This is a genomic window from Janthinobacterium sp. SUN100, assembly GCF_030397705.1.
GTDB classification, from domain to species: domain Bacteria; phylum Pseudomonadota; class Gammaproteobacteria; order Burkholderiales; family Burkholderiaceae_D; genus Janthinobacterium; species Janthinobacterium kumbetense.
On sequence record NZ_JAPUBU010000004.1, the window covers coordinates 551,493 to 572,032 of the forward strand.

At 61.6% G+C, this 20,540-nt stretch carries 19 protein-coding genes; 9 read left to right on the plus strand and 10 right to left on the minus strand.

The features are described 5' to 3' along the window. Both O0881_RS22550 and O0881_RS22555 read left to right on the plus strand, forming a co-directional pair. Nucleotides 1-1,995 carry a MacB family efflux pump subunit gene (locus O0881_RS22550; RefSeq protein ID WP_289913166.1) on the plus strand — a complete coding sequence of 665 codons (1,995 nt, stop codon included), beginning with the start codon at nucleotides 1-3 and terminating at the stop codon, nucleotides 1,993-1,995. A gap of 179 nt (nucleotides 1,996-2,174) precedes the next feature. Then, entirely contained in the window at nucleotides 2,175-3,119 is a 945-nt protein-coding gene (locus tag O0881_RS22555) for an ABC transporter substrate-binding protein (RefSeq protein ID WP_289913248.1), read from the plus strand. 63 nt (nucleotides 3,120-3,182) lie between these two features. On the opposite strand, the gene O0881_RS22560 is transcribed toward O0881_RS22555, so the two are convergent. Then, nucleotides 3,183-3,728, minus strand: coding sequence for a hypothetical protein (locus O0881_RS22560; protein WP_289913168.1), 546 nt, complete (start codon nucleotides 3,726-3,728; stop codon nucleotides 3,183-3,185). 326 nt (nucleotides 3,729-4,054) lie between these two features. Between O0881_RS22560 and ccsA the strand changes: the two genes are divergently transcribed. The 6 genes from ccsA to O0881_RS22590 all read left to right on the plus strand — a co-directional run bounded on the left by ccsA (nucleotide 4,055) and on the right by O0881_RS22590 (nucleotide 11,517). Beyond that, on the plus strand, nucleotides 4,055-4,858 hold the full coding sequence (gene ccsA / locus O0881_RS22565; RefSeq protein WP_077408508.1) for a cytochrome c biogenesis protein CcsA: 804 nt from the start codon (nucleotides 4,055-4,057) through the stop codon (nucleotides 4,856-4,858). Continuing rightward, nucleotides 4,855-5,115 (plus strand): PP0621 family protein, encoded by a 261-nt coding sequence (locus O0881_RS22570; RefSeq protein WP_077408507.1) that lies wholly within the window; start codon nucleotides 4,855-4,857, stop codon nucleotides 5,113-5,115. The genes ccsA and O0881_RS22570 overlap by 4 nt, the downstream gene beginning before the upstream one ends. Nucleotides 5,116-5,235: 120 nt before the next feature. Further along, entirely contained in the window at nucleotides 5,236-6,315 is a 1,080-nt protein-coding gene (locus O0881_RS22575) for a sigma-54 dependent transcriptional regulator (RefSeq protein WP_354670222.1), read from the plus strand. Then, the gene (ampD, locus tag O0881_RS22580) at nucleotides 6,293-6,904 is read left to right on the plus strand and encodes a 1,6-anhydro-N-acetylmuramyl-L-alanine amidase AmpD (protein WP_289913169.1); all 612 of its coding nucleotides are present in this window, start codon (nucleotides 6,293-6,295) and stop codon (nucleotides 6,902-6,904) included. The genes O0881_RS22575 and ampD overlap by 23 nt, the downstream gene beginning before the upstream one ends. A gap of 391 nt (nucleotides 6,905-7,295) precedes the next feature. Further along, entirely contained in the window at nucleotides 7,296-10,247 is a 2,952-nt protein-coding gene (locus tag O0881_RS22585) for a ribonucleoside-diphosphate reductase subunit alpha (RefSeq protein ID WP_289913171.1), read from the plus strand. A 118-nt stretch (nucleotides 10,248-10,365) separates the two neighbouring features. Beyond that, nucleotides 10,366-11,517, plus strand: coding sequence for a ribonucleotide-diphosphate reductase subunit beta (locus O0881_RS22590; protein ID WP_071322017.1), 1,152 nt, complete (start codon nucleotides 10,366-10,368; stop codon nucleotides 11,515-11,517). Between the two features lie 720 nt (nucleotides 11,518-12,237). Here the strand turns inward: O0881_RS22590 and O0881_RS22595 are convergent. After that, nucleotides 12,238-13,164, minus strand: a complete 927-nt coding sequence (locus O0881_RS22595) for a hypothetical protein (protein ID WP_289913173.1) — start codon at nucleotides 13,162-13,164, stop codon at nucleotides 12,238-12,240. Continuing rightward, nucleotides 13,137-13,373 (minus strand): hypothetical protein, encoded by a 237-nt coding sequence (locus tag O0881_RS22600; protein WP_289913174.1) that lies wholly within the window; start codon nucleotides 13,371-13,373, stop codon nucleotides 13,137-13,139. Before O0881_RS22600 ends, O0881_RS22595 begins: the two co-directional genes overlap by 28 nt. A 253-nt stretch (nucleotides 13,374-13,626) precedes the next feature. On the opposite strand from O0881_RS22600, the gene O0881_RS22605 reads away from it, so the two are divergent. Continuing rightward, nucleotides 13,627-14,160, plus strand: a complete 534-nt coding sequence (locus O0881_RS22605; protein ID WP_034780256.1) for a YggT family protein — start codon at nucleotides 13,627-13,629, stop codon at nucleotides 14,158-14,160. A gap of 49 nt (nucleotides 14,161-14,209) precedes the next feature. Here the strand turns inward: O0881_RS22605 and O0881_RS22610 are convergent, their stop codons facing one another. The 7 genes from O0881_RS22610 to O0881_RS22640 form a co-directional block, all read right to left on the minus strand. Then, entirely contained in the window at nucleotides 14,210-15,148 is a 939-nt protein-coding gene (locus O0881_RS22610; RefSeq protein WP_289913177.1) for a carbohydrate kinase family protein, read from the minus strand. A gap of 11 nt (nucleotides 15,149-15,159) precedes the next feature. Further along, entirely contained in the window at nucleotides 15,160-16,431 is a 1,272-nt protein-coding gene (locus tag O0881_RS22615; RefSeq protein ID WP_289913179.1) for a DUF3426 domain-containing protein, read from the minus strand. A gap of 8 nt (nucleotides 16,432-16,439) precedes the next feature. Continuing rightward, complete coding sequence (prmA, locus tag O0881_RS22620; RefSeq protein WP_289913180.1) at nucleotides 16,440-17,384, minus strand: 50S ribosomal protein L11 methyltransferase; 945 nt, start codon at nucleotides 17,382-17,384, stop codon at nucleotides 16,440-16,442. Beyond that, the gene (gene accC, locus O0881_RS22625) at nucleotides 17,381-18,796 is read right to left on the minus strand and encodes an acetyl-CoA carboxylase biotin carboxylase subunit (RefSeq protein ID WP_099666524.1); all 1,416 of its coding nucleotides are present in this window, start codon (nucleotides 18,794-18,796) and stop codon (nucleotides 17,381-17,383) included. The genes prmA and accC overlap by 4 nt, the downstream gene beginning before the upstream one ends. A gap of 101 nt (nucleotides 18,797-18,897) precedes the next feature. After that, nucleotides 18,898-19,362 (minus strand): acetyl-CoA carboxylase biotin carboxyl carrier protein, encoded by a 465-nt coding sequence (gene accB, locus O0881_RS22630; RefSeq protein WP_289913182.1) that lies wholly within the window; start codon nucleotides 19,360-19,362, stop codon nucleotides 18,898-18,900. Between the two features lie 91 nt (nucleotides 19,363-19,453). Next, nucleotides 19,454-19,891: a type II 3-dehydroquinate dehydratase gene (aroQ, locus tag O0881_RS22635; protein WP_034746628.1), complete on the minus strand. Its 438-nt coding sequence runs from the start codon at nucleotides 19,889-19,891 to the stop codon at nucleotides 19,454-19,456. An 82-nt stretch (nucleotides 19,892-19,973) separates the two neighbouring features. Then, nucleotides 19,974-20,540: a TlpA disulfide reductase family protein gene (locus O0881_RS22640; protein ID WP_289913184.1), complete on the minus strand. Its 567-nt coding sequence runs from the start codon at nucleotides 20,538-20,540 to the stop codon at nucleotides 19,974-19,976.

Genomic DNA, 20,540 nt, shown 5'->3' on the forward strand with positions numbered 1-20,540 from the left:
ATGAGCGAGGCCAGGTCGCTGGGGCAGCCAGGGGAACCTGGCCAGCCGGTTCCCCTGATTGAACTGCAGGGCATCCGCAAGCGCTACGGCGGCCATGACGGCGCGCCGGCCGTGGAAGTGCTGCGCGGCCTGACCTTGTCGATCGGTGCCGGCGAATTCGTCGCCATCGTCGGCGCGTCCGGTTCCGGCAAATCGACCCTGATGCATTTGCTGGGCTGTCTTGACCGGCCCAGCGACGGCACCTATCGCTTCGCCGGCCAGGACGTGGCCAGCCTGAATCCCGATGAACTGGCGTGGCTGCGGCGCGAAGCGTTCGGCTTCGTCTTCCAGGGCTATCACCTGATCGCCACCGAATCAGCGCGCGAAAACGTGGAAGTGCCGGCCCTGTACGCGGGCATGCCCGCCAGCGCCCGCCACGCCCGCTCGGAAGCGCTGCTCAAGCGCCTGGGCCTCGGCGAGCGGCTCGATCACCGACCAAACCAGTTGTCCGGCGGGCAGCAGCAGCGCGTGTCGATCGCCCGTGCCCTGATGAATGGCGGGCGCATCATCCTCGCCGATGAACCGACGGGGGCGCTCGACAGCAGCAGCGGCGCCGAAGTCATGGCCCTGCTGGGCGAACTGGCCGACGCGGGCCACACCATCATCCTGATTACGCATGACCGCAAGGTGGCGGCCCAGGCGCGCCGCGTGATCGAGATCAGCGATGGCGAAATCGTTGCAGACTCGTGCGCCGTTGCCATTCCGTCCACGTCGACGGCCCTGCCGCCGCTGGACATGTCGCGCGCCGCCCACGACACGGGCGCCTCGCTGGGCACGGAATTGCTCGACGCGGCGCGCGCCGCCTGGCGCGTGCTGTGGATCAACCGCTTCCGCACGGGCCTGACCCTGCTGGGCATCGTCATCGGCGTCGCCTCCGTGATCGTCATGCTGGCCATCGGCCTGGGCACGCGCCAGCAGGTGATGGCGCAGCTGGGCGCGTTCGGCTCGAATCTGCTGTACATGGCGTCGCGCGGCGAAAGCTCGCGCATCCCCGGGCGCAGCATCACCCTGGCCGACCTCGATGCGCTCAAGGACGTGCCGGGCATCACCCACGTGCTGCCGAATGTCACGGGCAACAAGGTGATCCGCCATGGCAACCTCGATGTGCAGACCTATGTGCGCGGCACGGGGCCGGCCCTGCCGCAGATCCAGACCTGGCCGGTCGCCAAGGGCGGCTTCTTTACCGAGGAGGATGAGCGCGAGATGGCCACCGTGGCCGTGCTGGGGGCGCATCTGGCGGAAAAGCTGATGCCCGACGTGGCCAATCCCGTGGGGCAGAGCATCCTGATCGGCAATGTGCCGTTCCAGGTGATCGGCGTGATGAGCGCGAAGGGCGCGCTGACGGGCGAAAAGGATGAAGACGACGTGCTGCTGCTGCCGTTTTCCACGGCCGGCATCCGCGTCTTCGGCCAGCGCGAGCCGACGTACACCGTCATGGCGGTGGCTGACGTCAAGCGCGTGACGGAGGTGGAGGCGGCGGTCGACACCACCATGTTCGAGCGCCACAGGATCCGCGACTACGGCATCAGCAACGCGGCCGCGTCGATCGCCGCGGAAGCGAAGACGCAGGACAACATGACCGTGATGCTCAGCCTCATCGCCGCAGTCTCCCTGGTGGTGGGCGGCATCGGCGTCATGAACGTGATGCTGATGACGGTGCGCGAGCGCACGCGCGAAATCGGCATCCGCATGGCGACGGGCGCGCGCCGGCGCGACATCCTGCGCCAGTTCCTTACCGAAGCCGTGCTGGTGTCGGTGGTGGGCGGCATGGCCGGCATCGTGGTTGGCGTGACGGTGGCGGCCCTGCTGCTGGTATGGGACGTGCCGGTGATCTTTTCGCTCAGCGCCGTCGGCGGCGCCTTTGCCTGCGCCGTGGTGACGGGGCTGGTGTTTGGCTTCATGCCGGCGCGCAAGGCGTCGGGGCTCGATCCGGTGGTGGCGCTGGCGGGGCAGTAGTGACAATGCCGGCAGCGTGGCTGCCGGCAAAAAAAATGTTGCCCTGGCTCCAACACACGGTACTATCTCCTCATAATAAAAGCGCCGTGTTTTATGCCCTTGCGGGCACACACCAACCACCACAGGAGAACCCGATGCAGAAAAAATCAACTTTGAAGACCGGTATTGCCGCCGCCCTCATGCTGGCCTTCAGCATGGGCGCTGTCCAGGCACAGGCGCAGGAAGTCGTGCGCCTGGGCAATTTGAAGTTCGCCCATTACGGCGCCGTGTCATACATCAAGGAAATCGCGCCCAAGTGCGGCATCAAGGTCGAAGAGCATGTCTTCGCCAAGGGCCTCGATGTGATGCAGGCGATTATCGCTGGCGAGCTGGACGTGGGGGCGACGGCCTCCGAAGCGGCCATTTCCGGCCGTGCCGGCGGCGCACCCATCTATGTGGTGGCAGGTTTTGCGAAGGGCGGCGCGCGCCTGGTGGCGGGCGCCGGGCAAAAGATCGCCAACGTCAAGGAACTCAAGGGCAAGCGCGTGGGCGTGACGCGCGGCGGCATCCAGGAAGTGTTGCTGCTGGCCGAGCTGTCGCAGGCGGGCCTGACGTATTCCGAAACCAAGGGCAAGGATGTGCAACTGGTGTTCCTGGCTTACGCCGACTTGAACCAGGCGCTGATGGGCAAGAATATCGACGCCATGATGCAGTCGGAGCCGCAATCGTCGCAGGCGATCAACAAGGGTTTCGGCACTGAAGTCATCAAGCCGTACGACACGCCGATCGGCGAACCCGTGCGCACCATGGTGATGACGGAAAAGTTTTACAAGGAACGCCGTCCCGTGGCGGAAAAATTCATGCGCTGCTTCGTCGAAGCCACCAAGACCTTTATCGACAACAAGGCGACGGCGGAAAAGTATGTGCGCGAAGTGGTGTTCCGCGGCCAGATCACGAAGGATGACTTCGACGACGCGATCAGCAATTCGCCGTATTCGTATGACATCTCACCCGAACACATCCAGATCACGACGGACGTGATGGTGAAAACGGGCGTGGGCCGCATGACGAAGCCGCCCGTGGCCAAGGACTGGGTCAAGACGGATTTGCTGGAGCAGGCGAAAAAGAGCCTGAATGTGAAGTAAATCAGGAAACCATGAAAAAAACCTCCGCGCCAGTGCTGGTGCGGAGCTTGTGGCGGGGTGGCCTTAGCGGGCGTTAAAACCCATCCAGCCTTTCTCCGTCTGGCGGAAGCTCAGCGTGTAGATGCGGGTCAGCTCGTCGCCTTTCTTGAGCTGGCGGCTGATGATGGCGCCGTAATTGTCTTGCACGATCTGGTCCGACCATTGCATCAGGTTCTCGAAACGTTCGGCCGTCATCGCCGCCTGGCGCGCCAGCAGCGGCGCGGGGATCGCCTTCTTTTCCTGCTGCTGCGCCCAGAATTCGCGGAAAACCTTGTTTTCACCGCCCATGCCGCGCGCCATCAGGCCCAGGCCCAGGCCCATGGTCATGCCCACGGAGCCATCCGTCTTGGCCTCTGTTTCGAGCCTGTCGGCCACGTCGGCCAGCAATTCCAGGTAGCCCACCTTGGCGCGCAGCACGGCCGAGCCCTTGATTTCGTACTGTTCGTTCTCTTTCCAGCCATTGAGCTTTTCCAGCGTCGCGATGTCGAAGTACTGTTTGTACAGGTCATAGCTTTGGATGGACGTGCGGAAGTATTCCTCGTACGTGGATTGGGAAGGTGCATCTTTCATGCAGCCGCCTAATATAGTACAGGCGGCCAGCAAGAGACAGGTCCAGGACAATTTTAGAAAAGACATGGCGAGGGGCGGTGGCGTCAGGGTGGATAAATATTGCTTTGTGGACATAATTATAGGACTGGCTAATCAGGATGGCAACGTGCCCGCGGCGCGGCGACAGTGTGCCGCAGGAAAGATTGCCGAAATCTTGAGGGTGCGCCACCCCGTCATGCCTCAGGCGCGATATCATGGCAGGCTTGCGGCATTGGATGGCGGCGTCGTGCCTGTCACCCGGGCTGTCGCCTGAATCGCGCTTGTCGGCTATGGTGTAAACTTAAACTATGCAGATCTATTTCTTTTTCATCGCCGCCCTGTTGTATGCGGTGTGCGCGGTGCTTCCCTCGTCCCGTGCCCGGCTTATTGCCGGCCTGACCGGCGTCGCCTGGCTGGCGCACGCCGCCACCCTGTGGTTCGACCTGATGGCGCCGGGTACCTTGCGCTTCGGTTTTTCCGCCATGCTGTCGGCCGCGCTGTGGGTCTCGGTGGGCGCTTACTGGATAGAGAACCGCAATTTCAGTCTGGACGGCTTGCGCCGCATGGTCATGCCCAGCGCCGTCCTCGCCATTGGCCTGGCCTGGGCCTTCCCCGGTAGCCAGGTCAGCATGGAAGGCAAGTCGGCCGTCTTCGGCTGGCATATTGCCGTCGCCGTGCTCGCCTACAGCACCCTGACGATTGCCGCCTTTCACGCCGTGCTGATGGCGCTGCAGGAATCGCGTTTGCACACGCGCAGCGAAAGCCGCGGCTTCATCGGCAGCGCGCTGGACCAGTTGCCAGCCCTGCTGACGATGGAAAAGTTGCTGTTCCGCATGATTGGCCTGGGGTTTATTTTGCTCAGCCTGACCGTGCTGTCGGGCATCGTGTTTTCCGAGCAATTATTTGGCAAGGCGCTCAACTGGGATCACAAATCCGTGTTTACCATGCTGTCGTGGCTGCTGTTTGCCTCGCTGCTGGCAGGCCGCCGCTTCCGCGGCTGGCGCGGCAAGACGGCCCTGAGTTTTACGCTGGCCGGTTTCGCCACCTTGCTGCTGGCCTATGTCGGCAGCCGTTTTGTACTGGAAGTGGTTTTACACCGAGGATTCGCATGACACGTGTTTTATTCTGGCTGGCGTTGGTGTTCCTGGTGCTGTTCGCTATCCGCAGCAAGATCCGTGGCATGCAGCAGCGGGCTCGTGCGCAACAGCAACAGCGGCCGAATCCGTTTACGCCGCCGGTGCGGCCGCAGGAATTGCCGGATGCCGAGCTGATGCTCTGCTGCGCCCATTGCGGCGTGTACTACCCGGCCTCGGAAAACGTGCAGGCCAAGGGCCACGACTACTGCAGCCACGCGCACGCCACGCTGTAAGGGGCGGTCCGCAGGCGCGCGTGCGTTGCTCATCCGTATCGTAACGTCCTCCGGCATCCGTCCGGCGTAGCATCTGCAGCAGGCGGTTCTTCGCCGCCATTGCAGAAAGGCGCGCTCACCATGTCCCGTCCCAGCCCTCGCTCCAGCCCGCCGACCGCCGACGGCATGCCGCCGGCGCCGCAACTGAGCGGCAACTCGCTGCCCATGCAGGCGCTGCGCGCGCAGATCGGCCGCATCGCCCGCTGCGGCGCGCCGGTGGCCATCCGCGGCGAATCGGGCACGGGCAAGGAACTGGCGGCGCGCGCCATCCATGCGCAGGGCGCGCGCGCCAGCTTCCCGTTTATCGCCGTCAACTGCGGCGCCATTCCCGAAGCGCTGATGGAAGCGGAATTCTTCGGCTGCCGCTCGGGTGCCTATACGGGCGCGCTGCACGAGCGCCAGGGCTTGTTCCAGGCGGCCCATGGCGGCAGCTTGCTGCTCGACGAAGTCGACGATCTGCCGCTGGCCATGCAGGTGAAACTGTTGCGCGTGCTGCAAGAGCACCGCGTGCGCAAGCTGGGCGGCAGTACTGACGAAGCCGTCGACGTGCGCATCCTGTGCGCCAGCCAGCATGGCCTGACGCGCGGCGTGGCGGCCGGGACGTTTCGCCAGGACCTGTTTTACCGCCTGAATGTGATCGAGCTGGCGCTGCCGCCGCTGCGCGAACGGCGCGGCGATCTGCAGGTATTATGTGAGGTGATCCTCGCACGCCTGTCGCCGCACCGGTCCGTGAGCCTGGCGCCGCCGGTGCTGGCGGCCCTGGCCGCATATGCGTTTCCCGGCAATGTGCGCGAACTGGAAAACGTACTGGAACGGGCGCTGGCCTTTGCCGATGGCGGCGTGATCGCGCTTGACGGGCTGGCCTTGCCCTCCGCGGCGGGCAACGTGCCCTTGCGGGCGGCGCCGGCCATGCCGGCTGTGTCGGAGCGGCAACAGTGTCTGCCCGGCATGGCGGCGTATGGCGTGGCCAAGGTCTTGCCGCTGGACGTGTATTTGCGCCAGGCCGAGCGCGACATGATCATGCTGGCGCTGGTGCAGGCGCGCTACCACCGCGCACGGGCGGCGCGCCAGCTGGGCCTGAGCGTACGCCAGTTGCGTTACCGTATGCAGAAATTGACGATACAGGAAGCCCTATTTGATGAGCGCATGGACGATAGATGAAGATGGCTGGTGCGATGGCGCGCTGCGCTATGACTCCCAATACTACGATGCGCGCCCGGACGGTGCGCAAGTCGATTTGCTGGTGATCCATAACATCAGTTTGCCGGGTGGCCGCTTTGGCGGGCCGCATGTGTCGGACTTGTTTACGGGCCGGGTAGATTATAATGCCGATCCTTCTTTCGCCGACCTGCGTGGCTTGCAGGTGTCGGCGCACTTTTTTGTGCGGCGCGATGGTGCGTTGTTGCAATATGTTTCTGCTGATCAACGTGCCTGGCATGCGGGCGCGTCCGCCTTCGAAGGACGCCCGCAGTGCAATGGCTATTCCATCGGTATCGAAATGGAAGGCGCGGACGATGTGCCGTTCCAGCGGCGGCAATACCATGTGCTGGCGGCGCTGACGGCGGCGCTGGTGGCGCGCTACGGGCTGTCCCAGGTGCGCGGCCACGAGCATATCGCGCCGGGCAGGAAGACGGATCCGGGGCCGTTTTTTGACTGGCATTTTTATCAAGAATGCTGGCTGGAAACCCTGAGCGGACAAGCTGCGTTAGCGCTTACTTCGCGTGGATTGGGCTTCCCAGCCATGCCCTGAAAAGTCAACCGAAATCGTATATGAAAATACAAAAAATTACGCCGACGGATGCCGGAAAACTATTGCATCGCCCTTCGATGGGTACTACAATTAGTGCAGAAGTTGGATGTAAAGACTATATGTAGTGCCATCACAGACGTTTTCAGAATTATTGTCAAAGCTACCCGGATTGCTGATAAAGCACTGGAACTGGCGGTTTATCACCCTTGATCGTGTTTTGCGCCAGCCGGGCAGTGCGGTGTGGCGAGATGGATACTGACCTGTTTTATGCACTATGAATTTACTATTTAGCAACAAATACCTGAAGAAACCCTGACCATCGGGCGTTCTATTCAACAACACACGCGGCAGCAAAACTGCAGGCTGACTTTAGCTGACAACGGGAGCTTCAATGCAATCACCACAAGATATTTCCATCCATCCAACGCCAGTATCGCCAGCGCCAGGCGCGGCCAACAGCGTGGCGAGCACGGGCGCGGCATTGGGCGACTATCGCATCATCCGCCGCAACGGCGCGGTGGTGGCATTTGAGCCTTCGAAGATCGCCATCGCCATGACCAAGGCGTTTTTGGCCGTTAACGGCGGCCAGGGCGCAGCCTCGGCCCGCATCCGCGAACTGGTGGAACAATTGACCGACGGCGTGGTCGCTGCGCTGGTGCGCCGCCACCCGGGCGGCGGCACCTTCCATATCGAAGACGTGCAAGACCAGGTGGAACTGTCGCTGATGCGTTCGGGCGAGCACGACGTGGCGCGTGCCTACGTGTTGTACCGCGCCAAGCACATGGAAGAGCGCCGCCTGCAGAAGGAAGCGCAAGGCGCCTCCGCGCAAGTTTCCGCACCGCAATTGAACGTGACCGACAACGGCGTGCGCCGCCTGCTGGACATGCAGGAAGTGCGCGACCTGATCAACGCCGCCTGCGCCGGCCTGGAAAAGCACGTCGATGCCGACGCCATCCTGGCTGAAACCGTGAAAAACCTGTACGACGGCGTGCCGGTGGAAGAACTGCACAAGTCGGCCATCCTGGCAGCGCGCGCGCTGATGGAGAAAGACCCTGCCTACAGCCAGGTCACGGCCCGCATCCTGCTGCACACGGTGCGCAAGGAAGTGTTCGGCAAGGAAGTGCCGCAAGCGGCCGCTGCCGCCGAATACCTGACGTATTTCCCGCAATACATCGCCAAGGGCATCGCCGCCGAGCTGCTGAACCCGGTACTCGCCAGCTTCGACCTGGAACGCCTGGCCAAAGCCATCGTGGCCGACCGCGACTTGCAATTCGGCTACATCGGCCTGCAAACCCTGTACGACCGCTACTTCCTGCACATCCAGGACGTGCGCATCGAAATGCCGCAGGCGTTCTACATGCGCGTGGCCATGGGCCTGGCGCTGAACGAGGCGGACCGCGAAGCGCGCGCCATCGAGTTCTACAGCCTGCTGTCCTCGTTCGACTTCATGAGCTCGACCCCGACCCTGTTCAACTCGGGCACCTTGCGTTCGCAGCTGTCGTCGTGCTACCTGAGCACCGTCTCGGATGACCTGGAAGGCATCTACGACGCCATCAAGGACAACGCGCTGCTGGCCAAGTTCGCAGGCGGCCTGGGTAACGACTGGACGCCAGTGCGCGCCCTGGGTGCCCACATCAAGGGCACCAATGGCAAGTCGCAAGGCGTCGTGCCGTTCCTGAAAGTGGTGAATGACACGGCCGTGGCAGTCAACCAGGGCGGCAAGCGCAAGGGCGCCGTCTGCGCCTACCTGGAAACCTGGCACATGGATATCGAGGAGTTCCTCGACCTGCGCAAGAACACGGGCGACGACCGCCGCCGCACGCACGACATGAACACGGCGAACTGGATTCCCGACATGTTCATGAAGCGCGTCATGGAAAAAGGCGAATGGACCCTGTTCTCGCCGTCGGACACGCCAGACCTGCACGACAAGGTCGGCAAGGCTTTTGAACAGGCTTACCTGGGCTATGAAGCCAAGGCCGCCGCCGGCGAAATCCGCGTCTTCAAGAAGATCGCCGCGCTGGACCTGTGGCGCAAGATGCTGTCGATGCTGTTTGAAACGGGCCACCCATGGATCACGTTCAAGGACCCTTGCAACATCCGCAGCCCGCAGTCGCACGTTGGCGTCGTCCACAGCTCGAACCTGTGCACGGAAATCACCCTGAACACCAGCAGCGATGAAATCGCCGTCTGCAACCTCGGTTCCGTGAACATGCCGGCGCACATGAAGGAAGGCAAGCTCGATCACGTCAAGCTGGCCAAGACCGTGCGCACCGCCATGCGCATGCTCGACAACGTCATCGACATCAATTACTACGCCGTCGACAAGGCGCGCAATTCGAACATGCGCCACCGTCCGGTCGGCATGGGCGTGATGGGCTTCCAGGACTGCCTGCACATGATGCGCATCCCGTTCGCCTCGGACGCCGCCGTGTCGTTTGCCGACACCTCGATGGAAGCCGTCTGCTACTACGCCTACTTGGCGTCGACGGAACTGGCCGAAGAGCGCGGCCGCTATGAATCGTATGCCGGCTCGCTGTGGGACCGCGGCATCCTGCCACAGGACTCGGTCAAGCTGCTGGCTGAAGAGCGCGGCGGCTACCTGGAAGTCGATTCCTCGTCGGCCATGGACTGGACACCGGTGCGCGAACGCATTGCCAAGTTCGGCATGCGCAACTCGAACTGCGTGGCGATCGCCCCGACGGCGACGATTTCGAACATCATCGGCGTCTCGGCCTGTATCGAGCCGACGTTCCAGAACCTGTACGTGAAATCGAACCTGTCGGGCGAATTCACCGAGATCAACGGCTACCTGGTGCGCGACCTGAAGGCGCGCGACCTGTGGGATGAAGTCATGATCTCCGACCTGAAGTACTTCGACGGCTCGCTGGTGAAGATCGACCGCATCCCGCAAGACCTGCGCGATATCTACGCCACGGCCTTTGAAGTGTCGCCAAGCTGGCTGGTGGAAGCGGCTTCGCGTCGCCAGAAGTGGATCGATCAGGCCCAGTCGCTGAACATCTACATGGCTGGCGCATCGGGCAAGAAATTGGACGAGACCTACAAGCTGGCATGGCTGCGTGGTCTGAAAACCACCTACTACCTGCGTACCATCGCCGCTACCCACATGGAGAAATCGACCTCCAAGACGGGCGCCCTGAACGCCGTGGCAGTCGATGGCGGCATGTCGGCCAGCGCGCAGAGTGCCCAGGCGGCGGTCGTGGCGGCAGCAGCAGTGGCCGTGGCGCCGGTAGTGGCAGCGGCAGCGGACGACGCCGATGGCGAAGCCTGCTACCTGCGTCCGGGTGACGATGGTTTCGAGGAATGCGAAGCCTGCCAGTAAAATTTTAGTTGTCAGCCCGGCACGGTCGGGCTGATTCAATGTTGTCAATGTCCGCATTGTCCGATACAACGGGCCTGTTGCGGATCGCCGGCTCGCCGGCATGGAAAGGAAGAAGAATATGTCGTTGTCATGGGATGATGAAACCACGTCGGCAGCTGCGCCGCGTCCGGCGCAGCAAGCGCCACTGGGTAATACCGAATTGAACCTGCCGGCCGGTGCCGAGCCGTCCGAAGCGAACGCCGAGCAAGTCGCGCGCCGCGTGAATGCCGACGACAAGCGCATCATCAACGGCAAGACGGACGTCAACCAGCTGGTGCCGTTCAAGTACAAGTGGGCGTGGGACAAATACCTGGCCGGCTGCGCCAACCACTGGATGCCGCAGGAAGTGAACATGCAGCGCGATATCGAGCTGTGGAAAAACCCGAACGGCCTGACGGACGATGAGCGCCGCCTGGTCAAGCGCAACCTGGGCTTCTTCGTGACGGCCGACTCGCTGGCCGCCAACAACATCGTGCTGGGTACCTACCGCCACATCACGGCGCCGGAATGCCGCCAGTACCTGCTGCGCCAGGCGTTCGAGGAAGCGATCCACACGCACGCCTACCAGTACATCGTCGAATCCCTGGGCCTGGACGAAGGCGAGATCTTCAACGCCTACAACGAAGTCAAGTCGATCCGCGACAAGGATGAATTCCTGATTCCGTTCATCAACACCCTGACCGACCCGGCGTTCGTCACCGGTACGGTGGAAAACGACCAGAAGCTGCTCAAATCCCTGATCGTCTTTGCCTGCCTGATGGAAGGCCTGTTCTTCTACGTCGGCTTCACGCAGATCCTGGCGCTGGGCCGCCAGAACAAGATGATGGGCGCGGCCGAGCAGTACCAGTACATCCTGCGCGACGAATCGATGCACTGCAATTTCGGCATCGACTTGATCAACACGATCAAGATGGAAAACCCGCAGTTGTGGACGGCCGCCTTCCGCGAAGAGATCAAGGACCTGTTCATGAAAGCCGTGGAACTGGAATACGCGTACGCGGAAGACACCATGCCGCGCGGCGTGCTGGGTCTGAACGCGCCGATGTTCAAGGGCTACCTGCGCTTCATCGCCAACCGCCGCGCGCAGCAGATCGGCATCGAGCCGCTGTTCGCCCAGGAAGAAAACCCGTTCCCGTGGATGAGCGAGATGATCGACATGAAGAAGGAACGCAACTTCTTCGAAACGCGCGTGACCGAGTATCAAACCGGTGGTGCGCTGAACTGGGAGTAACCCTTTTTTCAGTCAACGCCCAAAAGCGCCGTCATCGAGACGGCGCTTTTTTTTCGCCTGCATGGCGGCGGAAAAATGCGTGCCTCATCGCGTCATGCGACGAGGTTTGCAGCAGGATTTTTGGCTGCCGCGAATGGCCGCATCGCGGGCGCCAAAAATCATTTCCGGAGACGCTGGCGGCAGCATTTGCCGCGCGATTGTGCGATAGCACGCGTAACGTGCAAAAAAGCGGGCGAAAACGTGTCGTGCCGGTTGCGCATTGACAAGGTTTTCGTGTACTTTATGAGATTGCAAATGCGAGCGTTAGAATGCGGGGTTTTTTAACCAGCGCGGTAGCGAAAAAACCTCGCAAAACAGGGATACAGATTTACACGGATATGCACAAAACCACACCGTTTTCGTCTGCCGCCGTGCCCGAATTTTTTCAGGCATGGCGGTTTTTTATTTGACGGATGGGTGTTGTGGCGAGCGCGATGCGAGGAGCGAAAAAACGCACGGCATCGAAAACGAATGACCGAATTCAGACTTTGCCACCAGCTGCGAGATAAAGCAGGGTGGCACCGACGATGGCTGAAGTGCTGCAAACGTGAGGAGTTGCAGCAGTTCAGCTGGTGCCGAATTCATTAGCGCAAACGACCGTTTGTGCCGATGAATAATTCGCCTGGCCTATCCCTGTGGTGGGTCGGACGGGTTTAAATCTTGTAGCTTAAATTTCTCATCTCAGATGAAGGAGAGACAAATGGCAACAGCCGCTAAGAAATCAGAAGTAAAGAAACCAGCCGCCAAGGCTGCTCCTGCCGCGAAGAAGCCGGCAGCCGCAGCCAAGACGGTTGCCGCTAAACCAGCTGCCAAAGCCGCAGCGAAACCAGCCGCCAAACCAGTCGCCAAAGCCGCAGCCAAGCCTGCAGCAAAAGTGGCTGCCAAGCCAGTAGCGAAAGCCGCAGCGAAACCAGCGGCCAAGGCAGCAGCAAAACCGGCAGCCAAGCCGGCAGCGAAAGCCGCAGCGAAACCTGCAGCCAAGGCAGCAGCCAAGCCTGTCGCGAAAAAAGCCGCAGCCAAACCGGCCGCCAAGCCAGCAGCAAAAGCCGCAGCAAAACCAGCGGCCAAGGCAGCAGCCAAGCCAGCGGTGAAAAAAGCTGCAGCGAAACCTGTAGCCAAGGCAGCAGCCAAGCCAGCAGCGAAAAAAGTCGTCGCCAAGGCAGCAGCCAAGCCGGCCGCCAAAGCCGCAGCGAAACCTGCAGCAAAAGCAGCAGCCAAGCCAGCGGCAAAAGCAGCAGCGAAGCCAGCAGCAAAAGCAGCAGCCAAGCCAGCAGCAAAAGCAGCAGCCAAGCCAGCAGTGAAAAAAGCCGCGGCGAAACCTGCAGCCAAGGCAGCAGCGAAACCGGCCGCCAAGGCGGCAGCCAAGCCAGCAGCGAAAAAAGTCGTCGCCAAGGCAGCAGCAAAGCCGGCCGCCAAAGCCGCAGCCAAGCCAGCGGCCAAAGCAGCAGCCAAGCCAGCAGCAAAAGCTGCAGCCAAGCCAGCGGCCAAGGTAGCGGCGAAGCCAGCAGCGAAAGCGGCAGCCAAACCTGCGGCCAAGGTGGCAGCGAAGCCAGCAGCCAAGGTAGCAGCGAAACCGGCAGCTAAGCCAGCAGCGAAAGTCGCAGCCAAGCCGGCAGCCAAAGCAGCAGCGAAACCTGCCGCCAAGGTCGCAGCAAAACCGGCAGCCAAGCCAGCGGCCAAGGTAGCAGCGAAGCCAGCAGCAAAAGCTGCCGCCAAGCCGGCAGCGAAAGCCGCAGCGAAACCTGCCGCCAAGCCAGCTGCAGCGCCAGTCGTGGCAGCCGCACCAGCCGCAGCGCCGGCAGCAGCTCCAGCGGCACCAGCCGCCGTGGCAGCCAAGCCAGCAGCCAAGAAGGCCGCGCCTAAAAAGGCCGCACCGAAGAAGGCAGCTCCTGTCGCCAAGCCAGCGGCGCCTATCGCACCTGTAGCAAAAACCGTGTTGGCACCGGCTGCAGCCTGGCCATTCCCAACCAGCACCCGCCCATCGTAATTCCTGCGATACGGGTGCCTGGATGAGGCAACACGCCGCTGTGTGACTCAATCACACAGCGGTTTTTTTTTGGAGAATTAGTCGTGCTGATCGTTATCCTTACATTGATCGTTGATACCATCGCCACCTTGCTGGGCGGCGTGTTGCTGCTGCGCTTCTGGATGCAGGCGGTGCGCGTGCGGCCGCCCTCGTCGGTGGCGCAATTCACGTTTCAATTGTCCGACTGGCTGGTGCGCCCCCTGCGCCGCGTGGTGCCGGGCGTGGGCGGGTATGACTGGGCCAGCCTGATCGGCGCCTTCCTGATCGTGCTGCTGGCCAGCTCGGTGCTGTTTATTTCCGGCTATCCCGTCGAGGTGGTACTGCTCAAGTCGCTGCAACGCTTCCTGCAATGGATACTCTACGGTTTCATGGCCTTGCTGATCATTGAAGCCATCTTCAGCTGGGTCAACCCGCATGCGCCGCTGGCGCCGTTCGTACGGGCCCTGAACGAGCCGCTGCTGCGTCCGATCCGCAAGGTCGTGCCGCTGGTCGGCAGCCTGGACCTGTCTTTGCTGGTGGCGTTGATCTTGCTGCAGATTGCGCAAGTGCTGGTGGGGATGATTATTGTAGTGAGGTAAAACGAGGAGGTCGGCCTGGCGCTAGCGCACAAGCCGACCGGACTACATATTAATAGCGGTAACCGAACGCCGCTTCGAACTGGTCGGCGATGCTTTCCGGCGTAAACACGTGGTTTTGCGCGCCCTGGGTGGCGATCTTGATGGCGCCCAGCAGGCTGGCCAGGCGGCCGCTGGTTTCCCAGCCCAGGTCGTTGGTGATGCCGAACAGCAAGCCAGCACGGTAGGCGTCACCGCAACCGGTCGGATCCAGCACTTCCTTGGCGGCCACGACAGGAATGTCGATGCGCTTGCCATCTGTATAGATTTCCGACCCTTTTTCGCCGCGCGTGACGATCAGCGCTTCCAGGCGGCTGGCGATGTCCGGCAGGGTCAGGCCCGTGCGTTCCATCAACATCTCCATTTCATAGTCGTTGGCCGACACATACGTGGCTTTGTTGATGAAGTCGATCAACTGTTCGCCGTTGAAGCGTGGCAACTGTTGGCCCGGGTCGAACATGAAGGGAATGCCCAGCTCGGCCAGATCGGCGGCGTGCTTGAGCATGCCCTGGTCGCCATCCGGCGAAATGATGGCGACCTTGGCCGGCCCCGCATTGGCGATCGGGTTTTCATGCGCAAACGACATGGCGCCCGGGTGGAAGGCGTTGATCTGGTTATTGTCCGCGTCGGCCGTGACGAAGCACTGCGCGTTGTAGCTGTCGGCCTTGATCATGATGTTGGCGGTGGAAATGCCCAGCTTTTGCAGACGCTCCAGATAGGCGGCGCTATCTTGCCCCATGACGCCGACGATGCGCGGGTCGCCGCCCAGCATTTTCAGGCTGTAGGCGATGTTGCCCGAGCAGCCGCCGAACTCCGTGCGCATGGTGGGCACGAGGAAGGACACGTTTACTTTGTGCAACTGGTCGGCCAGCAGGGATTCGCCGAAGCGGCCGGGGAATTGCATGATGGTGTCGGTGGCAAGCGAGCCGCAGATCAGCGATGTTTTGGTCATGATAGTGTCTGTTAAGGATAAAAGATGGCGATATGGTAGCCAGACGCCGTGAGCTGGTCTAATGCAAAGTACAGTTTGATGGTTTGTTCCGAGCGCGGCGCAAACCCCGTGCTCACGTCGATCGTGGCCGGCAGGTAGTCGCGCGGCGCGATCACGCGGCGCAAGACCGGTTTGTCGTTGGCATCGTTGAGTATCAGTTCGATGCTGGGCCAGGCTTGCACGCTGCGGCCCTGGTTGCGCAGCAGCGAGACGTAGGAAAAGGTTTGGTCCTTCAAGGTTTGCAACTCGCCTTGCTCGATGGCCAGCGCCTCGATCTGCGCCGGCAAGTCGACCTGGCAGCCACTGAGCTTGCACAGCGCTACCAGGGTCGGTTTCCACTGCGGAAATTGCGCCGCCAGCGGATTGCGGAAGGTGGTCATTACTTGCAGGAATAATAATAGCAGCAGTACCACCGAGCCGAGGGCCATGGCCACGCGCAAGGCCTTGCCGCTCTGTTCGCGGCGCCGGCCCAAGGTCACAAAGGCCGGCTCGTCGTCGGCCGGCGGCTGGACGGGTTCTTCCTGCTCTTCGGCGGCATCCGGCGCAATCGGGGCGGCGGGCAGCGGGTCGGCCAGCGTGGGTTCCCGGCGCGCGGGGCTGGCTGCGGCAGGCGCAGCCGGCAGGGGCTTGTCCAGGCTGACTTTTTCGGCGGCAGGCAATGTCGGGGCCACTGGGGCTGCCGCCGCTTCCAGGTTCGGTTCGCGGCGGCTATCGCGCAAATACGTGGCGAAGGCGGGGGCATCATCGACCTGGCGGCGCTTGAACGGCGCCATTGGCTGGGGCAACGGTGGTTCGGGCAGTTCTGCCGGTGTTTCTACTGGTGTTGCTTCAGGTATATCGAGTTGTGCGGCGGCCGGCACGTGGTTCAGCGCCTCGTCGGGCAGGGCCACGTCGAGGTCCAGCTCGATGTGCTCGCCATCGTCTGCATCGTCCTTGAGCTGCGCCGTTTCCGGCAAGATGCCGAACGGGTCGAACGAGGTATCGAAGTCGAGGGAATAAATGGGTTCGTCGTCCGTGGCGGACGGCAGGCTGTTGTCGACCGGGTAACTGGCCGACAGGGGGGCGGCAGTGCCGGGGCCGGATGTTAAAAACGGCGATGCCGCAGCTGGATCGACCAGCGCGGCATTGCCGTCAAAGACTTCCCTGCACGTGCCGCAGCGCACGATGCCCCCACGTAACTTCAACTGGTCAGCAGCGACCCGAAATATCGTGTTGCAATGGGGGCATTTGGTGGCGAGGGCCATTGCTGTGCTTATGCACCTTCCGCGCGGGGCGCAGGTGCTTGCGTGCTGCCCAGGCGGCCATGCAGGGCCACCCAGCCGTCTTGCTCGGCCCATACACCCAGCTGGATGAACGGTGCGTAGGCAGCGGCCACTTCTTCCGCCTGACGTGCCAGTACGCCGGACAGGATCAGGGCGCCGCCGTCGGCAACGCGGCCCGACAGCATCGGCGCCATCAGTTTCAATGGGCTCGACAGGATGTTGGCGACAACGATGTCGAACTTGGCCGTGGCGTGTGCCGAGGTGGCAAACGTGTCTGGCAAGAAATATTCGATCTCGCACTGGTTGCGTTCGGCATTGTCGCGCGCCGATTCGATCGCCTGCGGGTCGATATCGACGCCGGCCACCGTTTGCGCGCCGAGCTTCTTGGCCACCATGGCCAGGATGCCGGAACCGCAACCGTAGTCGAGCACGGTCTTGCCGGGAGCAGGGTTTGCTTCCAGCCATTCCATGCACAGGCGCGTGGTCGGGTGGCTGCCCGTGCCGAAAGCCAGGCCCGGGTCCAGTTCCAGGATCAGGCCGTCAGGATCCGGTGCCTCGTGCCAGCTGGGCACGACCCAGATATTCTTGCCGATGTGAATCGGTGCGAATTGCGACTGCGTCAGGCGTACCCAGTCCTGCTCTTCCACGGGACGCATGGTAAAGGCAGGTACGTCCGTCATGCCGACCGCCTGGGCGGCGGTGGCCACGATGGCGGCCTGGTCGGCGTCGACGTCCGTCAGCGCCACCACGCGGCTGCGTTCCCACGCCGCTTCCTTCGGTTCCATGCCGGGCTCGCCAAACAAGGGCTGCTCGGCATCCGTGCCTTCATCGGCGTCTTCCACCGACACCGACAGGGCGCCCGCTTCCATCAACGCGTCGGACATGGCCTCGGCGTTGTCACGGGCGATTTCGATGACGATTTCCGTCCAGCTCATGCGCCCGCCTTGATTTCGGATTTCTTGGCGATGCTGGGGCTGCCGCTATTCAGGTTCTTGCCCAGGTCCGGCATATCGGCCAGTTTCTGTTCCAGATAGTGAATGTTGGTGCCGCCTTCGATGAAGCGCGCGTCGATCATCAGTTCGCGGTGCAGGGCGATATTCGTGTTGATGCCTTCGACCACCATTTCGGACAGGGCGATCTGCATGCGGCGGATCGCTTGCTCGCGCGTGGCGCCGTAAGCGATCACTTTGCCGATCATCGAGTCGTAGTGCGGCGGCACGTAGTAGCCGGCGTAGGCGTGCGAGTCGACGCGGATGCCGGGGCCGCCCGGTGCATGCCACGAGACGATCTTGCCTGGCGATGGCGTGAACTTGAAGGGATCTTCCGCGTTGATACGGCACTCGATGGCGTGGCCTGACAGCAAGACGTCGCGCTGGCGGAAACGCAGTTTTTCGCCGGCGGCGATGCGGATCTGCTCTTGCACGATGTCGATGCCGGTGATCATCTCGGTGACCGGATGTTCCACTTGCACACGGGTATTCATTTCAATGAAATAGAACTCGCCGTTTTCGTACAGGAATTCAAACGTGCCGGCACCGCGGTAGCCGATCTTGCGGCAAGCTTCGGCGCAACGGTCGCCAATTTTCTCGATCAGCTTGCGCGGGATGCCCGGCGCTGGTGCCTCTTCGATCACTTTCTGGTGGCGGCGCTGCATGGAGCAGTCGCGCTCGCCCAGCCAGACGGCGTTCTTGTGTTCGTCGGCGAGGATCTGGATTTCCACGTGGCGCGGATTTTCCAGGTACTTCTCCATATACACTTCAGGATTGCCGAAGGCCGTGCCGGCTTCCGTCTTGGTCATCGCCACGGCGTTGATCAGGGCCGCTTCCGTGTGCACCACGCGCATGCCGCGTCCGCCACCGCCGCCGGCGGCCTTGATGATGACCGGGTAGCCGATCTTGCGGGCAATTTGCACGATCGCTTTCGGATCGTCCGGCAACGCGCCTTCCGAGCCGGGGACGCACGGTACGCCAGCCTTGATCATGGTTTGCTTGGCCGACACTTTGTCGCCCATCAAACGGATCGATTCCGAGCGGGGGCCGATGAAGACGAAGCCCGATTTCTCGACGCGTTCGGCAAAGTCGGCATTTTCCGACAGGAAGCCATAGCCTGGGTGAATCGCTTGCGCATCCGTCACTTCAGCGGCGCTGATGATGGCGGGCATGTTCAGATAGCTCAGGGACGACTGGGCCGGGCCGATACAAACGGATTCGTCGGCCAGCTTGACGTATTTCGCGTCCTTGTCGGCTTCGGAGTGGACTACAACCGTTTTAATGCCCATTTCGCGGCAGGCGCGCTGAATACGGAGGGCAATTTCACCACGGTTGGCAATCAGGATTTTTTCAAACATGGTAGGTTCGCGTATGTCTGTGAGAGCCGGCGAGCCGGCGAAACAACAAGTGTGAGGGGCTAAAACTGCAAACGGCCGTTGCCGGCCGTGTGGACTGGGTTTTAGCCGATCACAAACAAGGGTTGACCGAATTCGACCGGTTGGCCGTTTTCGACCAGGATCTGGGTCACGACACCGGCTTTATCGGAGTCGATTTCATTCAGGAGCTTCATCGCTTCGATGATGCACAGGGTATCACCTTCCTTGACGGTCGAGCCCACTTCAACATAGGCGGCGCTGCCAGGAGCGGAAGAGCGGTAGAAGGTACCGACCATCGGCGACTTGACCACATAGCCCGTTGGCTCGGCGGCGACCGCGACGGCGGCTGCCGCAGCGGGAGCGGCGGCTGGCGCGGCTGGCTGGTATTGGGCTGGCATGCCTTGCGGCTGCATCATGACCATCTGGTTTTGCGGCATGACCGACGATTTGACGATGCGAACCTTGCTTTCGCCTTCGGTAACTTCCAGCTCTGCGATATCCGATTCGGCGACCAGGTCGATCAAGGTCTTGAGTTTTCGTAGATCCATGTAAAACCCCTAGGAATGTAGTTTGTTTTATGAGTGATGCGGTGATGTCCAAGAACCTATCGCCGCGCTAAATGCGTGCAGATCGCGTAGATTAACGTTTTTTAAGCGCAAAGTCGATGGCAAACCGATATCCATCGATACCCAGGCCGCAGATCGTCCCCTGCGCGATCGCGCTGAGAAATGAGTGATGTCGAAACGTTTCGCGTTGATAAATATTCGAGATATGGACTTCCACGAACGGGATGGCGACCCCGGCCAGCGCATCGCGCAAGGCAACGCTGGTATGGGTCAGGCCGCCCGGATTGATGACGATGGCATCGATCCCTTCCGCTCGCGCGGCATGGATGCGGTCGATCAGCGCGCCTTCATGGTTGCTTTGAAAGCAAACCAGGTCGGCACCGGCCGCCATGGCTTGCGCCATTGCTGCCTGCTCGATATCGGCCAAGGTGCTGGCGCCGTAGACCTCAGGCTCGCGCGTTCCCAGCAAATTCAGGTTGGGACCGTTGAGCAGAAGGAGGTTTTTTGCCATGTATGGAAGACCGTTTTAGCGAAAGTTCCGCATTTTGCCGCCAAAGATACGCATTGGCAAGAGAAAAAAGCACGCTCCGAATTTACAATTTATCCAGATCGGCGCGCAACTGATCAAATTTCAAGCGGCCCAGATAGGTCTTTTTGACTTCGCCATCGGCGCCGATCAGCACCGTAAAGGGCAAACCGCCCGTGGCATTGCCAAAATGACGCGACAGGTCGGTGCCGCTCATGCCGGACACATACACGGGATAGGCGATCTTGACCTTGCTGGCAAAAGTGGCAATATTGCTGGCCGAATCGATACCGATGCCGATCACCTGCAGGTTTTTCGCCGAATAATGGCCTTGCACTTCGGATAACTCTGGCATTTCTTCCACGCAAGGCGGGCACCACGGCGCCCAGAAATTCACCAGCAGGTTTTTTCCTTTCCATTGCGATAACGCCTGCGTGACGCCCGCCGCGTCCGGCAGGGACAGCGCATACAGTTCGTTGACGGGACCCGTCGCGCCTGGCGCGATGGCGGTCGTCTGCGGTCCCGCTTCTTTCCCCGCTTCTTTCGCTTTTTCCTTGTTCAAACCGACGTAAGCACCCATGCCGCCAAACATCAGCGCCACGATGGCGCAGGCGATCCAATTCTTTTTTGTCAT

Excerpts from the sequence above, each read along its gene's own strand:
- aroQ (WP_034746628.1), bottom strand. The coding sequence starts at position 19,891 with ATGGCAAAAAACCTCCTTCTGCTCAACGGTCCCAACCTGAATTTGCTG.
- ccsA (WP_077408508.1), top strand. The coding sequence starts at position 4,055 with ATGCAGATCTATTTCTTTTTCATCGCCGCCCTGTTGTATGCGGTGTGC.
- O0881_RS22555 (WP_289913248.1), top strand. The coding sequence starts at position 2,175 with ATGCTGGCCTTCAGCATGGGCGCTGTCCAGGCACAGGCGCAGGAAGTC.
- O0881_RS22640 (WP_289913184.1), bottom strand. The coding sequence starts at position 20,540 with ATGACAAAAAAGAATTGGATCGCCTGCGCCATCGTGGCGCTGATGTTT.
- O0881_RS22610 (WP_289913177.1), bottom strand. The coding sequence starts at position 15,148 with ATGACCAAAACATCGCTGATCTGCGGCTCGCTTGCCACCGACACCATC.
- accC (WP_099666524.1), bottom strand. The coding sequence starts at position 18,796 with ATGTTTGAAAAAATCCTGATTGCCAACCGTGGTGAAATTGCCCTCCGT.
- prmA (WP_289913180.1), bottom strand. The coding sequence starts at position 17,384 with ATGAGCTGGACGGAAATCGTCATCGAAATCGCCCGTGACAACGCCGAG.
- O0881_RS22560 (WP_289913168.1), bottom strand. The coding sequence starts at position 3,728 with ATGAAAGATGCACCTTCCCAATCCACGTACGAGGAATACTTCCGCACG.
- O0881_RS22570 (WP_077408507.1), top strand. The coding sequence starts at position 4,855 with ATGACACGTGTTTTATTCTGGCTGGCGTTGGTGTTCCTGGTGCTGTTC.
- O0881_RS22585 (WP_289913171.1), top strand. The coding sequence starts at position 7,296 with ATGCAATCACCACAAGATATTTCCATCCATCCAACGCCAGTATCGCCA.
- ampD (WP_289913169.1), top strand. The coding sequence starts at position 6,293 with ATGAGCGCATGGACGATAGATGAAGATGGCTGGTGCGATGGCGCGCTG.
- accB (WP_289913182.1), bottom strand. The coding sequence starts at position 19,362 with ATGGATCTACGAAAACTCAAGACCTTGATCGACCTGGTCGCCGAATCG.
- O0881_RS22575 (WP_354670222.1), top strand. The coding sequence starts at position 5,236 with ATGTCCCGTCCCAGCCCTCGCTCCAGCCCGCCGACCGCCGACGGCATG.
- O0881_RS22550 (WP_289913166.1), top strand. The coding sequence starts at position 1 with ATGAGCGAGGCCAGGTCGCTGGGGCAGCCAGGGGAACCTGGCCAGCCG.
- O0881_RS22590 (WP_071322017.1), top strand. The coding sequence starts at position 10,366 with ATGTCGTTGTCATGGGATGATGAAACCACGTCGGCAGCTGCGCCGCGT.
- O0881_RS22615 (WP_289913179.1), bottom strand. The coding sequence starts at position 16,431 with ATGGCCCTCGCCACCAAATGCCCCCATTGCAACACGATATTTCGGGTC.